Source organism: Plectonema radiosum NIES-515 (assembly GCF_025753815.1).
Taxonomy (GTDB): Bacteria; Cyanobacteriota; Cyanobacteriia; order Cyanobacteriales; family Nostocaceae; genus Hassallia; species Hassallia radiosum_A.
This window is the reverse complement of the sequence record NZ_JAOWRF010000153.1, coordinates 18,586-35,027: the sequence shown is the minus strand read 5'-3', so window position 1 is coordinate 35,027 and position 16,442 is coordinate 18,586. Positions and strand designations below refer to the sequence as shown.

12 protein-coding genes are annotated in these 16,442 nt (G+C 41.2%); 8 read left to right on the top strand and 4 right to left on the bottom strand.

The features are described from left to right. Nucleotides 1-812 (bottom strand): homoserine dehydrogenase (locus OGM63_RS10290; RefSeq protein WP_375340476.1); only part of this gene is annotated, 812 nt, incomplete at its 3' end. Nucleotides 813-955: 143 nt separating this feature from the next. Next, a complete protein-coding gene (cpcD/petH, locus tag OGM63_RS10285; protein WP_263745422.1) occupies nt 956-2,332 on the bottom strand; it encodes a bifunctional rod-capping linker CpcD/ferredoxin--NADP reductase PetH in 1,377 nt (458 codons plus the stop codon). A 1,293-nt stretch (nt 2,333-3,625) separates the two neighbouring features. Here cpcD/petH and OGM63_RS10280 point away from each other — a divergent pair. The 5 genes from OGM63_RS10280 (at nt 3,626) to pcrA (ending at nt 11,605) form a co-directional block, all read left to right on the top strand. Further along, the gene (locus OGM63_RS10280; protein ID WP_263745421.1) at nt 3,626-4,633 is read left to right on the top strand and encodes a phosphoribulokinase; all 1,008 of its coding nucleotides are present in this window, start codon (nt 3,626-3,628) and stop codon (nt 4,631-4,633) included. A gap of 268 nt (nt 4,634-4,901) precedes the next feature. Continuing rightward, nucleotides 4,902-6,176: a methionine adenosyltransferase gene (gene metK / locus OGM63_RS10275; protein WP_263745424.1), complete on the top strand. Its 1,275-nt coding sequence runs from the start codon at nt 4,902-4,904 to the stop codon at nt 6,174-6,176. A 406-nt stretch (nt 6,177-6,582) separates the two neighbouring features. Further along, entirely contained in the window at nt 6,583-8,256 is a 1,674-nt protein-coding gene (locus tag OGM63_RS10270; protein ID WP_263745420.1) for a sensor histidine kinase, read from the top strand. Between the two features lie 105 nt (nt 8,257-8,361). Further along, a complete protein-coding gene (locus OGM63_RS10265; protein WP_263745419.1) occupies nt 8,362-8,538 on the top strand; it encodes a hypothetical protein in 177 nt (58 codons plus the stop codon). Nucleotides 8,539-9,280: 742 nt separating this feature from the next. Beyond that, nucleotides 9,281-11,605 carry a DNA helicase PcrA gene (pcrA, locus tag OGM63_RS10260; RefSeq protein ID WP_263745418.1) on the top strand — a complete coding sequence of 775 codons (2,325 nt, stop codon included), beginning with the start codon at nt 9,281-9,283 and terminating at the stop codon, nt 11,603-11,605. 148 nt (nt 11,606-11,753) lie between these two features. Here pcrA and OGM63_RS10255 read toward each other — a convergent pair whose 3' ends face one another. Next, a complete protein-coding gene (locus tag OGM63_RS10255; RefSeq protein WP_263745417.1) occupies nt 11,754-12,146 on the bottom strand; it encodes a helix-turn-helix domain-containing protein in 393 nt (130 codons plus the stop codon). A 53-nt stretch (nt 12,147-12,199) separates the two neighbouring features. Further along, nucleotides 12,200-13,108: a metallophosphoesterase family protein gene (locus OGM63_RS10250; protein ID WP_263745416.1), complete on the bottom strand. Its 909-nt coding sequence runs from the start codon at nt 13,106-13,108 to the stop codon at nt 12,200-12,202. Nucleotides 13,109-13,291: 183 nt separating this feature from the next. On the opposite strand from OGM63_RS10250, the gene OGM63_RS10245 reads away from it, so the two are divergent. From OGM63_RS10245 to OGM63_RS10235, 3 genes are all read left to right on the top strand, one after another. Continuing rightward, nucleotides 13,292-14,116, top strand: coding sequence for a hypothetical protein (locus OGM63_RS10245; protein WP_263745415.1), 825 nt, complete (start codon nt 13,292-13,294; stop codon nt 14,114-14,116). Nucleotides 14,117-14,401: 285 nt separating this feature from the next. Beyond that, complete coding sequence (locus OGM63_RS10240) at nt 14,402-15,547, top strand: RNA-guided endonuclease InsQ/TnpB family protein (RefSeq protein WP_263745413.1); 1,146 nt, start codon at nt 14,402-14,404, stop codon at nt 15,545-15,547. A 249-nt stretch (nt 15,548-15,796) separates the two neighbouring features. Then, the gene (locus OGM63_RS10235) at nt 15,797-16,396 is read left to right on the top strand and encodes a cytochrome b/b6 domain-containing protein (RefSeq protein WP_263745412.1); all 600 of its coding nucleotides are present in this window, start codon (nt 15,797-15,799) and stop codon (nt 16,394-16,396) included. The last annotated feature ends 46 nt before the right edge of the window (nt 16,397-16,442 follow it).

Below are 16,442 nucleotides of genomic sequence, written 5' to 3'. Positions count from 1 at the left end.
GGGGAAGGGGTGATTGTTTTGGCGATCGCTAACAATTTAATCACAAATCCCAATTTATCGGCGTAGGCAATATCTGTTTTACTAACTTGCCGAATTCCTTCACAATAAACGTCTTCTAAGTTGATGCGTCCACCAAACGCTAATGATGCGAGGATGGCAATTTTATCGGCTGCGTCTAAGCCATCTACATCAGCTGTGGGGTCAGCTTCAGCGTAACCCAACTTTTGAGCATCAGCTAAAACATCGTCGAAGTTGCTACCTTCGGTTTGCATCCGGGTGAGGATGTAGTTAGTTGTACCGTTGACGATGCCTGTGACGGTGTGAATGCGATTGACACTTAAAGATTGCTTCAAAGGTTGAATTACTGGAATACCACCACCTACAGCAGCTTCTAGCATTACATATACTCCGGCTTTATTGGCAGCTGTGAAAATTTCATCACCAAAACGAGCGATCGCTGCTTTGTTAGCGGTGACAACATGCTTACCATTTTGGATAGCTTTGAGGATAAGCGATCGCGCCGGCTCTAATCCACCAATCAATTCCACAACAATATCTACCGCCGGGTCATTGACAATTGATTCTAAATCTGTTATCAAAACATTTTTTGGTAATTCTACAGCACGGGGTAATTGGGGCGATCGTACTCCCACCCGATGTATTTCTATCTCTCGCAACAACGGGTGACGTCCGTTCAAATCTTGCAACAACTGCACCGTACCCGTCCCCACCGTCCCTAATCCTAGTATTCCTAGCTTCACACCCACAAAGTTTATACCAAATTCCAACAATAACAATTGTAGGTGAGGCATCTGCCCCACCTACAATCTTTTATGTTTTTATGAGTCCTAAGTTAGGAGTTATAAGTTATGAGCTTTAACTCCTAACTCCTAACTCCTAACTCCTAACTCCTAACTCCTAACTCCTAACTCCTAACTCCTAACTCCTAACTCCATTAATAGGTTTCTACGTGCCAGCGACCAGCTTTCTTGATTTGCTTTTGGTAATCACTCCAGGTTACACCTTCCTTCGCAGCTGCTGCTGTCAGTGCCGCATCGATACCTTCTTCCATACCCCGCAAACCGCAGATGTATGTATGAGTTTTTTCTTCTTTAATCAGCTTCCACAATTCATCCGCATGTTCTGCCACCCGGTCTTGGATGTACATTCTCCCACCTTGGGGGTTTTTCTGTTCGCGGCTGATCGCGCAAGTTAGACGGAAGTTTTCTGGATACTTTTGTTCCATTTCTTCCAATTCTTCCTTGTATAGAAGGTTTGGAGTTGTGGGAACGCCAAATATTAACCAAGCGAATCCATTAAACTGGTAATCTTGGTTAGCAGCTTTTTCTGCATCCTTGAACATGCGCCACAGATAAGCCCGCATTGGTGCGATACCGGTTCCTGTCGCCATCATGATCACTTTGGCATCTGTGTCATCGGGTAATAACATTTCTTTACCCACAGGACCGGTGATTTTCACTTCGTCTCCTGGCTTGAGGAAACACAGGTGAGTTGAGCAAACACCGTAAACTGTTTCGCTGGTTTCTGGGTGCTTGTACTCCAACTGACGGACGCACAACGATACTGTTTTATCATCTACATCATCGCCGTGACGAGTCGAGGCGATCGAATATAGTCTGAGTTTTTCTGGCTTACCGTTCTTATCTACCCCTGGTGGGATAATACCAATACTTTGACCTTCTATGTACTTCAAATTACTTTCAGAAAGGTCAAACTTGAGATGCTGAACAATACCAATGCCGTTTTCTTTAACTAACGGTTCATTAGATATACATTTCCCAACAAAAGGAGCATTGGGACGGTAAGTGTTCACGGGAACATCAGCGTGCTTGGCTTTCGCTTGAGTCATGGTGTTGCCTTTTTTGTCCTTTTTGGGCTGTTCTTGCTCAGAGAGTAGTGATTTGCCGAAGCCTTTCACTTCACTATTAGCTTTTACAGGTGTGGCTTGACCATTTCCTTTAATGTTAGCAGTCTCATCAGCAGTGGCGTTGTTAACAAATACGCTTTCTGCACTTTCAGAAGTGACGTTGTTAATAACTTCGTCTACACTTTCAGATGGAGATTTACCATTAAGCTCGATAGCATTTATTGGTTGGATACTAACAATTTTGCCGCCTAAGCGAGTGAGCCGTCGCATTTCTTGATTCATGCGATTGTAAGGCACTCTGATGAAGACACTGCCACTCTGACGAATTGGGTAGTTCGTTTGATCGGTTTCTTCACTCTGACGCAGACCCATCACTTCATAGAGGAAGATGCGGCTACCTGATTCTTCATTGGCAGTAGCCTCAAGGGCACCTAGATTGTACATTCGTTCTACCACTCCGATATTTACTTAACCGTTACTAAAAAAACCCTTCCCACCACAAGCCTGTCTTAGTTTACCGGATTTCGGTTTCATACGGGCGTTGTAATTGGAAAAAGTGGCATTATAAACAAATGCCTTGCTAGGTACACTCGCCAAAGACATGCAGGCATGGAAAAAAGCACACCTGTTCACCTTCTAAGGTAAAGGATATGTCTTTTGGAGAATGTTAATAATGAGTCAATTTAATGTTTTCTTCTCAAACTTCTTCCCCTAAAAGGGAGATAACTTATACCTAAGCGGATCGTCAGCTGCCCCCATCAAGTTAGTTTATATCGGTGAGTACCAATCACGGAAGGTGTTCTGATGATTAGTTTTATATCTCCGATTTTGGCAGTCTCCTGCATTCAATCAAAATATGAGATAAATGCATTTATTCCTCTGTCATGCCTATTTACACGACTAGGACGCTGCTACAAACATTCAGATTTAGGCAAACCTGATTTCATAGTGTCTGCGCGATCGCAGAAATTCAAAGGGCGGGGCTTGTGCTCTGACATAATGTAGTTAGTTTGCCACAATAGATGTCTTGTTCCGCTTTTTTGCCAATAATTATCTACGGTTGCTACCACACTCCTATATTTTCTATCTCTTTTCAAGATAGCGCCATCCCTCGATGCCAAGTTTTTGCTCGACAACTACAATTAAGTTTCACCCTGATGTGAAACTTCTGTCAACCTCTATTTAGTGCCAGGGTACAAAGCTCAGACTTTATACATTATTCAACTTACTAGCTCTTTCCTTGGATATATTCTTGCTTGAAATATCTATGCTAATGAGCGATCGCATTCCTATTAACTCACCCGATCAAAAAAAATTTATACAAACATTATCAAGGCGATAAGATTATACTTAAATGTTCTTAAACCATTAACTCACAAGGAACGATCCCCCCTTGCCACGCCAATAATGTGCCTTTGTCAAGGTTATTTTCAAATCTGCTGATCTATTATTGGCATGGTCGATTGAGTCAAAGATTCTTATTGACATCAAGTATTGTATAGAATAACCCCTTCTGTTAGAATCAAAATAATCACTAGGATTAAATACTTACCTGCTAAAAAGCAGAATTATACGACGGGTAACGAGTAGTTTGCTGTATACCCGTTAGATACTTCATGCAATTGCAGGATAGAAATAACGCAGGACAAACCATCATGGGTAAACTCCTAGCATAAAATCTGCTGTGTGAAAAAATTATTGATTCATTAACACATCTTTAGCATTTAGAGGAGATTTATGACAAATAAGCCGGAACGCGTGGTATTGATTGGAGTAGCTGGAGACTCAGGATGCGGGAAATCGACATTTTTGCGTCGTTTAATAGATTTGTTTGGTGAAGAATTAATGACAGTTATCTGCTTGGATGACTATCATTGCCTGGATCGCAAACAGCGCAAAGAAACAGGGATAACAGCACTTGACCCGAGAGCAAACAATTTTGACCTGATGTATGAGCAAATCAAAGCGCTCAAAGCTGGGTTAGCAATTGAGAAGCCGATTTACAACCACGAAACAGGTTTGCTCGATCCCCCAGAAAGGATAGAGCCGAATCACATTCTAGTGATTGAAGGGTTGCATCCGTTATATGACGAGCGAGTGCGATCGCTGATTGACTTTAGCGTATACTTCGACATCAGCGATGAAGTTAAAATCGCCTGGAAAATTCAGCGTGACATGGCTGAACGCGGTCATCGCTACGAAGATGTCTTAGCGCAAATTAATTCCCGCAAACCTGACTTTGAGAAGTTCATCGAACCCCAAAGAGAATTTGCTGATATAGTTCTCCAGGTATTACCGACCAATCTAATTAAAGAAGACAAAGAACGCAAAGTACTGCGGGTACGTATGCTTCAACGCGAAGATAAGCAAGGCTTTGAGCCAAGTTACCTATTCGATGAAGGATCAAGCATCCAGTGGACTCCTTGCGGACGTAAGCTTACCTGTTCATATCCAGGTATGCAACTATACTACGGTTCAGATGTTTACTACGGTCGTTACGTCTCCGTACTAGAAGTAGATGGTCAATTTGACAACTTAGAAGAAGTCATTTACATCGAAACTCACCTAAGCAAAACATCTACCAAATACGAGGGTGAAATGACTCACCTGCTACTCCAGCATCGTGAGTATCCTGGTTCCAATAATGGTACTGGTTTATTCCAAGTACTTACGGGTTTGAAAATGCGTGCCGCTTATGAGCGATTGACAGCTAAAGAAGCAAAGCTAGCAACAGCTCAGGTATAAAAGCAGCAATCTTTGTGTCCAAGCTTTTGGGGGTGCATGAGTGCATGAGTGCAGCCCCTATTTTTTGCTAAAAATCAGTATTTTAACTTGAATAGAAGTAACATAATTTTTATTTATATTAAAGAGATTACCAGAGATTTAGTGTTTTCATGAAGATAAAAGAAACACTAACTGCTAATAGTAGAAATATTGTTATGATTTCATAAATTAGTAGCTGAACTAAATGCTTGCACTTAGTTCATTCGCACAATCACAGGAGGACTTGCCTTTGTCTCGTCGCTATTTATTTACCTCCGAGTCTGTTACCGAAGGTCATCCAGATAAAATCTGCGATCAGATTTCTGATACGATTCTGGATGCTCTACTAGCACAAGACCCTAGTAGCCGTGTTGCTGCTGAGGTTGTGGTCAACACTGGCTTAGTGTTAATCACTGGTGAAATAACGACCAAAGCCAACGTTAATTACGTCAATCTCGCTAGAAATAAAATTGCCGAAATTGGTTATACCGATGCCGATAACGGCTTTTCTGCCAACAGCGCCAGCATCTTAATCGCATTGGACGAACAATCGCCTGACATTGCTCAAGGCGTAAATACCGCCCAAGAAACCCGTGAAGAGAATAGTGATGAACTATTCGATAAAACTGGTGCTGGGGACCAAGGTCTCATGTTCGGCTTCGCTTGCAACGAAACCCCAGAACTGATGCCTCTGCCTATTAGTTTGGCACACCGCATTGCTCGCCGATTGGCAGCAGTCCGCAAAACAGGGGATTTACCTTACCTGCGTCCTGATGGCAAAACCCAAGTCACCATCGTCTACGAAGACGGACGCCCAGTAGGTATTGACACTATTTTGATTTCCACCCAACATACAGCCACTATTGGGGAAATCACCGATGAAGCTGCGGTACAAGCCAAAATTAAAGAAGACCTCTGGACAGCAGTAGTCGAACCTGTTTTTAGCGACATCAATATTAAGCCGGATGAGGAAACACGCTTTTTAGTCAACCCCACCGGTAAATTTGTTGTTGGTGGTCCTCAAGGTGACTCCGGCTTGACTGGACGCAAAATCATCGTTGATACCTACGGTGGTTACTCGCGTCATGGTGGTGGCGCCTTCTCTGGTAAGGATCCCACGAAAGTAGACCGCAGTGCTGCTTATGCTTGTCGCTATGTGGCAAAAAATATTGTTGCCGCAGAATTGGCAGAAAAATGTGAAGTCCAGTTGAGTTATGCGATCGGCGTAGCACGACCGACAAGCATTTATGTGGATACCTTTGGTACAGGGAAAGTAGATGACGAAATTTTGCTGGAATTAGTCAAAGAGCACTTTGAACTGCGTCCTTTGGGGATTATCCATAGCTTCAACTTACGCAACCTACCAAGTGAACGAGGCGGACGTTTTTATCAGGACATCGCGGCTTACGGTCATTTGGGACGGACTGATTTAGATTTGCCTTGGGAACGTACCGACAAGGCAGAATTGTTGAAGCAAGCTGCAAATAGTTCACTTTCTCAGGTGATGTCGAAGGCACTCACTTAGAGAGTGGGAATAAGCGCTATCCATGACTACCAAGTAAGTGTAAGTTCGCTTTAAGGGTATGGGTAAGTTGTATACTTGCCCGTGCCCTTATTATTATTGACTTGATGCGCGATCGCTTTGATGTTTTTTCGCCAATCAGATTAATGGGGGCAGTGGATTTATAAACGGTTTTTGACTACTGACTATTAAACGCTCCTATTGCTTCTCTCGGCAGAGCTTTCCTGTACAATTGGCACAAGCTTGACTAATGACCCTTGACTCGTGATGAGCAAATGAATTTATGTAGTTTGCTGTTTTCTGAGCGTAGGCGTAGAACTGGCGTTAGGCTATATTAGGCTAGAGATGCAGCATACTGTCGTTTATCTTGCTGCAATCAGCTATTGACAGTAATTTATCAAGTAAAACAGTGTCAGCCGAAGAGCCATCGATGGATGAACTCCCTACTATAGAATTTCCCTCAAGAGGGAAACTTAAAGCAAGCTCATGGCGCATCCATCAAAAAATTGGCTATGGGTACTTTCTGGCAATTGGCATTGGCTTTTTCGGCTCGCTTACCGGATTGGTAATCGCTAATTCCTATCGGGGACAAGGAATTATCCAATTAAATCAAGCTCACTACCAAGGACAACTACTGTCTGATTATCAAGATGCGGTAGTAGAAGCGCAATTATACAGCACAAATTTGGTTGCTGTAGTGGGAGAAAAAGAACGATTAGTTGCCACAAACAAGAAATTTCTCCAGAGTGTGGACAAAGCAAAGAGATTAAAGCCAAAAATTGTCAGCTTTATAGAAAGCAAACCGAAGAAATTAGCTTCAAGTCAGACAAGTTTGCAGGCTTTATTGCAGAATTACACGATTAGCTTAGATGCATATGTTGGGGAAATAGAGCCAATTTTGCAGCAAATTGACAAGCCGCAAGTGCAACCAAAGGAACTCTCTACAGCCAGAGAAAAATTGTTGGTAGTTATGCGTGGTGAAAAAGCCGCACGGCTAGATCAGCTTTCTCAAACATTGACTGACATCTTGCAAATTGCCCAAGATAAAGAGGATAAAAGCACAGAAGATGTCGAGCAGACGAAAATAGTTGAGAGATTTATTGTTATCCTCAGCATGTTAGTGTCAGTAGCGATCGCCGCTATTGTCGCATGGCGAACTTCCAGAGCGATCGCTCTTCCTGTAATTACTGTCACTCAAGTCGCTGAACAGGTAGCCAGAAAATCTAATTTCGATTTACGCGCTCCCATCACCACTGAAGATGAAATTGGCTTGTTAGCTAAATCTCTCAATCATTTGATTGAGCGAGTATCTGTGCGGACTAAACAACTACAACAAGCTAAAGAACTCGCAGAAGCTGCTAGCAAGGCAAAAAGCCAATTTTTGGCAAATGTGAGTCACGAGTTACGCACACCGCTGAATGCTGTGATCGGTTTAAGCCAACTTTTGCAAGATGATGCGGTTGATTTAGGTGTAAATGTAGATTTTATCACAGATTTGGAAACAATCAACTCAGCAGGCAGACATTTACTCGAACTAATTAACGATATCCTCGACTTATCAAAAATAGAAGCCGGGAAAATGACTCTTTATCCTGAGACGTTTGAAATCGCAACGCTGATTAATAACGTTGTCTCAACAGTCAAGCCGGCGGTAGAAAAAAATGGCAATATTTTAGAACTTGATTATAGTCGCGAACTTGGCACAATGTACGCCGATCAAACTAGGCTACGGCAAGTGCTGTTAAACTTGCTGAGTAATGCTGCAAAGTTTACCACTAACGGCAAGGTGACGCTGGCAATTAAAAGAGATAAGGAACATTTATTCCCATACGCACCTTTGGGCATGATTACTTTTATCGTTGCTGATACAGGTATCGGGATGAATGAAATTCAACAGGGGCAATTATTTCAATCGTTTATTCAAGGGGATACTTCAACGACGAAAAAGTATGGTGGTACTGGATTAGGATTGGCAATTAGTCGCCATTTTTGCTTGATGATGGGTGGTGAAATTACTGTGAAAAGTGAGCCGGGAGTTGGTACTGTTTTTACTGTACGTCTGCCACTTATTGATCGGGAATAAAATAATTTCAGGTGCAAAAGTGCCAGTTGAGAAAAATCCTCAAGGGTATTGCACCTCAAACGAGAAGCGCTCTTCAACAGCTAGGAAAGCAGAGTCATCGACCTTTTGACTACTTGGCATCAACGTTTTGATAGTTCTCCCTGGGTAATTGCTTGCGATCGCTTCGACCGCACTGATGCCTTGGCACGCCGTTTTTTTGTTGAACTAATGCGGCGTCGCGGTCAGCAATTGCATCTGACCAAGGACCCCCTATCGTGCGATCGCACGATAACAGCCAAGTAGATGCCCCACTAGCTTCGGCTGAGTGACCCTCAATGTTTGCGTGGTTCGTAGTGAGCGATTTATCGCTCAATTACAAGGGCTGAAGCCCTTACTACGAACTTTCCATCAAACTTCCTTTGGTAAACTACTAGCAATCACCAGTATAAAGTGTTGCAAGTGCATTTAATTAAAGAAGGAATTTAATAAGTCTAAATTACATAATCATATTTTTGTCAACTCATAAGTTCTGAATAGTACTCAGGCAATTTACCTGTTGACAAATAAAATTATGAAAATAGGGATTTGTCTCGAATTATTCGCTATTTACGCAACACAATAAACAAATCCGGAAAGTTGCTACCTTAATGTGGAGATTTAGTGTATCTCAATTCATTATGCGAAAAAAGTAACTAAAAGCTGCTTTGATTCTCTGAATTAAACGTAGACGCAGAGAATACAGAGTTCACGGAGCAATAGACATAGGAGTTTAATAATAATTATGCGTTGCCCGAAATTCTTGTGTAGAGACGTTACATGTAACGTCTCTACGTCATTTCCAAATAGGTTGTCTAATGAGGAAGAGAGAGAATTTTTGCGCTCATTCCTAAATTATCCGCTTTCCTCCTTAGCAAAAAACTATTGCACCGAATCCGGGAGGAGCAAAAAGGTGAGGGAGACGCTGCTAAAATACCAATTGTATAGCAGCGATTCTCAAGTAGGAGATGCTGCGACTGTATCCTAGTCATACGCACTCCTCACACCCATGACAACAAAAATTGATTTTCTCAGCCACCTGAACCCATCCCAACGTCAAGCCGTCGAACACTTTTGTGGTCCGCTGCTAGTTGTTGCTGGCGCCGGTTCGGGTAAAACACGAGCGCTGACTTATCGCATTGCTAACCTGATTCTCAAACACCGTGTCGATCCAGAAAATATCCTAGCGGTTACTTTCACTAACAAAGCCGCACGGGAAATGAAAGACCGGATTCAAAAGCTTTTTGCTGAACAATTAGCGATGTCAGAACATGGTGAACGTTTTGATTTGTTGACAGAATATCAACAAAGTCAACTGAAGTCAAAAGTTTATCGCATTTATATCAAAGATTTGTGGTGTGGAACTTTCCACAGTTTATTTTCTCGCATTCTCCGCTTTGATATCGAAAAATATCAAGACGATAAAGGACGACGTTGGAATCGCAATTTTTCCATTTTTGATGATTCTGATTCTCAAAGCATTGTCAAAGAAATCGTCACGAAGCAGTTAAATTTAGACGATAAGAAATTTGAACCGCGTTCGGTACGTTACGCAATTAGTAACGCGAAAAATAAAGGTTTATCACCTCAAGAATTTGAACGAGAGAACCCTAAATATTGGGGAAGAGTAGTAACTGAAGTTTATAATTGCTATCAAGATAAATTAGCGCAAAACAACGCGCTTGATTTTGATGATTTGATTTTAATTCCTGTCAAACTGTTTCAGCAAAACGAACAAGTATTAAATTATTGGCATCGGAAATTCTGCCATATTCTTGTAGATGAATATCAAGATACTAACCGCACTCAGTACGACCTAATTCGTTTGTTGGTAACTAACGGCGAAGATAGCAAAAATAACTGGAATTGGAGCGATCGCTCTGTTTTGGTTGTCGGTGATGCTGACCAATCAATTTATTCTTTTAGAATGGCTGATTTTACCATATTATTAGAGTTTCAGGAAGACTTTGGCGATAATTTGCCAGACGATGATACCCGCACAATGGTAAAGTTAGAAGAAAATTATCGCTCTTGCGAAAATATTCTTGAAGCTGCTAACCAACTAATAGAAAATAACACCCAACGAATTGATAAAATTCTCAAACCGACACGGGGAACTGGTGAAAAGATTTATTGTCACAAAGCAGATGATGAAATCGCTGAAGCTGAATTTGTAATTAATCAAATTCGCACTTTAGAAAGGCAAAATCCCGAAGTTAATTGGGGTAACTTTGCGATACTTTATCGCACTAATGCTCAATCTCGTCCTTTTGAAGAATCTTTAGTGCGAACGGGAATTCCTTATACAATTGTTGGAGGATTGAAATTTTACGATCGCAAAGAAATTAAAGATGTATTAAGTTATTTAAAGGCGATCGCTAATCCGGCTGATACTCTGAGTTTGTTACGAGTCATCAACACTCCTAGACGCGGTATTGGTAAAGCTACCATAGACGCTTTGACTAACGCTGCTCAACAATTAGGGACAACACTGTGGGAAATACTCATCGATGAGACATCAGTTAATACATTAGCTGGACGTTCTGCGAAAGCTGTAAATAACTTTGCTCAAATGATTCGTAAATCCCAAGAACAAATCAGCACAGTTCCCGTTTCCGAGGTTGTACAACAATTGCTAGAAGCTTCAGGTTACGTCCAAGATTTGCAAAATCAAGGTACAGAAGAAGCTGACAACCGCATTCAAAACGTTAAAGAACTTTATAACGCAGTGCTGCAATTTGAAGAAGAAAACGAAGATGTTTCTTTAGGTGCTTTTTTGGAAAGTACTTCCCTGAGTTCGGATTTGGATAACTTAAAAGAAGGACAATCAGCGGTTTCTTTGATGACTTTACATTCTTCTAAAGGATTAGAGTTTCCCGTTGTGTTTTTGGTGGGGTTAGAACAAGGATTATTTCCTAACTATCGTTCTTTAGATAATCCAACAGCTTTAGAAGAAGAACGTCGCTTGTGTTATGTGGGTATTACTCGCGCTCAGGAGCGGTTATATTTATCACATGCTCGCGAACGTCGGTTATATGGAAGTAGAGAACCAGCAGTGCGATCGCAGTTTCTCAACGAATTACCAGAAGAATTACTCACCAGTGCTCATCAGATGAAGCAAACTGTCACTAAAACGGCTTCTGTGTCCTCTGGAAAGCAACAAAATATACAAAATTGGCAAGTAGGCGATCGCGTCTTGCATAAAAGTTTTGGCATCGGTGAAATCACCCATGTTTTTGGTTCAGGTAATAAAGTCTCTGTAGCAATTAAATTCACCACTCTCGGTCAAAAAATAATCGACCCCAGAGTAGCACAGTTACAACGAGTCGAATAGACATCGACCGCTATGCTTATTATGTGTTAACCAGAACCCTTGTAGAGACGCGACCGGTCGCGTCTCTACATTCTTATCCGGAGATGTCGAATAGACAATTTTGATTTTTCGGGGCAACTTTTTCATAAAGTTGCCCCTATTTTTTCACTTACAAAAATAGCGCAGGTGATACATGAAAGAAGGTTCCTAATGCTTTGGCTTGAAAGAGTCTTTTTCCATTTATCACTTCTGAAGTAAATCCCGACGAACCAAAAATTTCTACTAAGTCTTTTTGTTTTAAATCTCGTGCCAGTATCAATTCATGCAATACATCATGAGGAGTTGCAGCTTTCAATTGATAGTGTTTCTTTTCATACTGTTCAATTACTGTTACTAACAACTGTAACACTTCAACTTGTTCTGCTGTCAAGTTTTCGCCCAAATCCATGAGTTTTTCTACCTCATTTAATAAACGCTTATACTCTTCAACGCTATCAATGACTCGTGGCAAAGTTTCGGCAAGCAGCTTAATGTATTCTTCTCTATTCAATGTGCTAGTCATATCAACCCCCTTGGGGTGGAATATCTTAATTTATCTGCATACACGGTAAATAATTATGTTGATTTTAGAGGAATAACTCCTCGATCAAAAACGCGGTTATCAATGCCGATCGCGCTAACTTCTATTTTATCTGCATATACTTCATATGCCGCAAAACTCAAATTGCTGGTAGAATATTCAGTCCATTTGTTTTTGCCTACAGGACGATTACCTGCACCAGCACCACAAATTATATAAGTTGTTCCATTAATCGCACGAGTACGCTCATAATGGTGTTCGTGACCGTTGATATAAAGCTGAACGCTGTATTTTTGGAAGAGGGGAGTGAAGGTTTGAATAAAAGCTGGATTACTTCCATAAACACCTGACGCATAAATTGGATGATGACCAAAGACTACTTTCCAAGTTGCTTGAGAGCGACTTAATTCTTGCTCTAACCAAGAAAGCTGGTTTTTCCAGTCTGCATTGTCGTTGGTATCCAACGCGAAAAATTGCACAAGTCCACGACTAAAAGTGTAGTAGCGTCCTTTCATATTAAAGCCGGCATATTTAAGTTGCTTTTCGCCATTTGCCGTGCGAATATCATGATTGCCTAAACAAGCTTGAAATTTGACGTTTTGTTTAAGCAAAGATGCATAGGGACGCTCAAAGACTTCGCCGATTTTTTCGATTTCGCCATTAGTATAGATGTTATCTCCAGCCAAAACGATTAAATCGTAGGGATTTTTGCTGTGATAATTCGTCATAGCTTGAGCGACATCATATTGTCCTTTTGCACCAGTTCCCGTATCTGCTACAGAAACAAAACGTAATAATAAGTCTTTTTTCGCAAATTTGGGGTTAATCTGACGACTAAAGCTTTTACCAGCATAAACGACTGCTGCGATACTCCTGTAGGGAGTGGCTGTCGCCAACGCACTCAAACTAGAGAATAATAAAAATTGTCGGCGTTTTAGGCTCATAGTTAACTCAATTTCAAATGAAGCAATTATCAGAACTCATCAAGTGAGTCCAGTTCGACGGAACGGTTTGCATTCCGTCGAACTGGCGAAAGAGAGAGGGTGATACATTAAGGCTGAAGACACACTATCGATAAGAATTTATCCCCTTTGATCCGCACCGTGCTGTAACGTCAGGAAACTTTCATGTCACAAGACAACCCGAAACCAGAACCTCAACCGAGTCAATCGTCATCCAGACAGCGACGAACTCAAATGCAACCATTTTGGAAAGCGCAAACTATCAAACTTCTGCACCGAACAATTGGTGCTTTAGAAGGTGCCGTGGAAAAACTGGAGACAGAACCCGCACTGGGTACTAAGCAAACTCCTAGTTTCTGGGGTGGAATTTTAGCCAAAATTCGCTCTTTGTTACCAGAGAATTTGTCAGCAAAGCTGTCAAATACAGCTTTGACTGGTATCATTGCTGCAATTTCGGTAATTTTGATTTGGACTACTTCAACGGTGGTAAATAATAAACCTGCTGAAGTGGCAACTGTTCCCCCAACCGAAGAAACACCATCTCCAACTATAACTACGCTACCAGTAGAAATCATACCAGAACCGCAGCCACCAGTAGAAATTACGCCCCCATCAGCCGAAATTCCTCCACCGGAACCGGAACCGACACCGACACCGACACCGACACCAGAACCAATATTAGAATTAACACCAGAACAACAATTGATTGCAGCGATTCAAAATCAAGTAGGAGAAATTAGCGATCGCTTTGCCTCCAGTCTCATAAAATCTATACAAGCCAACTTTAGCACCAGCAATCTCACTGTAACTATTAGTGACGATTGGTACACTTTGAAAGAATCTCAACAAGACAAACTAGCCGCCGATATTTTCCAACGCACGAAGGAACTGGATTTCAGCCATTTGGAAATTACCGACTCTCAAGATAAATTAGTAGCGCGTAACCCCGTTGTCGGTACTGATATGGTGATTTTTAAACGGCAAATTTAAGAGTTTATCCTTAATAGCTCACTAGAATCATCTCTGATTATATAGTTTATTTGTTAGTGGTGCAGGTAACTTTTATTGGGTTACTGCCAAAGATTAACAAGTCATGAGCGACTTCTGAACCCCCAGGGTGAGCGATTAATCGCTCAATTTCAAGGAAGCGTATTTCTGTAGGGTATTAGACTGAAGTAAAATAATTAGACAATCTCCCTCAATCTTGAACATTTACCTATCCTCAGCGACTAGATGTCAAAAATTTAACTGTTTTCAAAAGTGCAAGATTAAAAAATGCTGCTCAAAGGATTTAAAACTAAGCTCAATCCGAATAACAAGCAACGTTCTTTACTAGCTCAACATGCTGGCTGCGCTCGTTTTGCATATAACTGGGGACTACAGCAATGCTTCCAAGCAATTGAGGCTAGAAGTATTGCTAAGGAGCGGGGGGAATCTTTACCAAAATTCCCATCAGCAATTGACCTTCACAAGAAGTTAAATGCCGAGGTAAAACCAGAACAGAAATGGTTTTATAACTCCTCAAAGTGCGCTCCGCAACAAGCGCTCAGAGATTTAGATAATGCTTGGAAACGCCACTTGAAAGTTAAAGGTAGTGGCACACCTAAACGAAAGAAGAAATTTGTCAACGACCATTTCTATCTGGATGGAGCTATTGCCATTAAAAATGGATTTATCCAGTTACCTCGTATTGGTTTAATCCGTTTACATGAGACTGTTGCCGATCAAAAAATTAAATCTGTAAATATTAGTCGCAAAGCAGGAGAATGGTATATTGCTTTCAAAATTGAAGCAGAACAATTAATTACCGACAAAAAGCTTGGGCGTGTTGGTGTAGATTTGGGTATCAAAGTGCTGGCAACGTTGAGTGATGGCACTATTTATCCAGCACTAAAACCTTACCGCACTAATAAAACAAAGCTTTATGTTCTACAACGCAAGCTATCCAGGCAAACACAATTTGGGAAGAATCGCCAGAAAACCAAACAAAAAATAGCCAAGCTTCATGCTCGCATCGCCAATATTCGTAACGATGCTACGCACAAGTTAACATCACATCTTACTAAAAACCACGGTGAGATTGTGATTGAGAACTTAAATGTGTCAGGTATGTTGAAAAACCACAAGTTAGCTGGTGCAATTGCTGATTCGGGATTTTATGAATTTAGAAGGCAATTGGAGTACAAAACCGAATGGTATGGTAGCAAAGTTGTTGTTATCGATAGGTTTTATCCATCTAGTCAACTTTGTAGTAACTGCGGTCATCGTCAAAGGATGCCATTACGATTAAGGACTTATGACTGTCCTAGCTGTGGCATCTCTATTGATCGCGATTTGAATGCTTCGATAAACATTTTTAGTTATTCGGAAACTGCGGCAAGCTCTGCTGTAGAAGCCTGTGGACGGGATCTGCCGCTCTAGACCGGTTGAAGCAGGAAGTAAACCTCATCTTGGCGCTTTGTCCAAGATTGTATAAGTTTTATAGAGCGGCAAACTTTCACAACCCATCAACAAGAATTGTAATGGTTAAAAATTAGTCGCACACTACTCCCCTCAACGGTAGGATGGAAAAAGCATCGCGAGCATTATCCAGGGGCAAATTTGCTGAGTAATGCTTAATACACACAATCAAATATTTATCCCTTTACCTCTTCTTAACAATAAATATCTATGGATTCGACAGTTCCCCCTAAAAGTCGCAAGTTGCCAACCCAAGCAATAGGTGCCAAGATTTTCCACTCTTGTAATATCATTAGTTTATTTATCATGCTCACTAGTGGGCTACAAATTTACAACGCTAACCCTGTTTTTGGCGGACGTGGAGGTTTACAAATTCCTCCCATATTTACTTTGGGAGGTTGGCTTGCGGGAGGCAGACATTGGCATTTTGCGGCAATGTGGTTATTTTCGTTGAATCTATTGTGGTATGGAATTTATGTTTTAATTACCCGACGCTGGCAACATCGGTTTGTAAATATAAATGATATCAAAGCATTACAAAAAACTCAAAACTCAAAGCGTTTAAATTATGCTTGGCATCGCATGGTTTATACAGCTATTATTCCCATCTTACTGCTGGCTTTATTTACAGGAATAGGCATGTATAAACCTGCTCAATTTCCCTGGATTGTTGATGCATTTGGCAGTTGGGAAGCATTAAGAATTGTTCACTTTTCTTCAGTACCAAGTGTTATCCTGTTTGTATTAATTCATCGAAAGTTAGGGCGCAAAGCTGGAGGTGAACAGTTGACTGAATCGATGTTTTGGTAGTGGTGAAGGGATAAATAGACGGTTCTTCAGACAAATAACAAAGGAA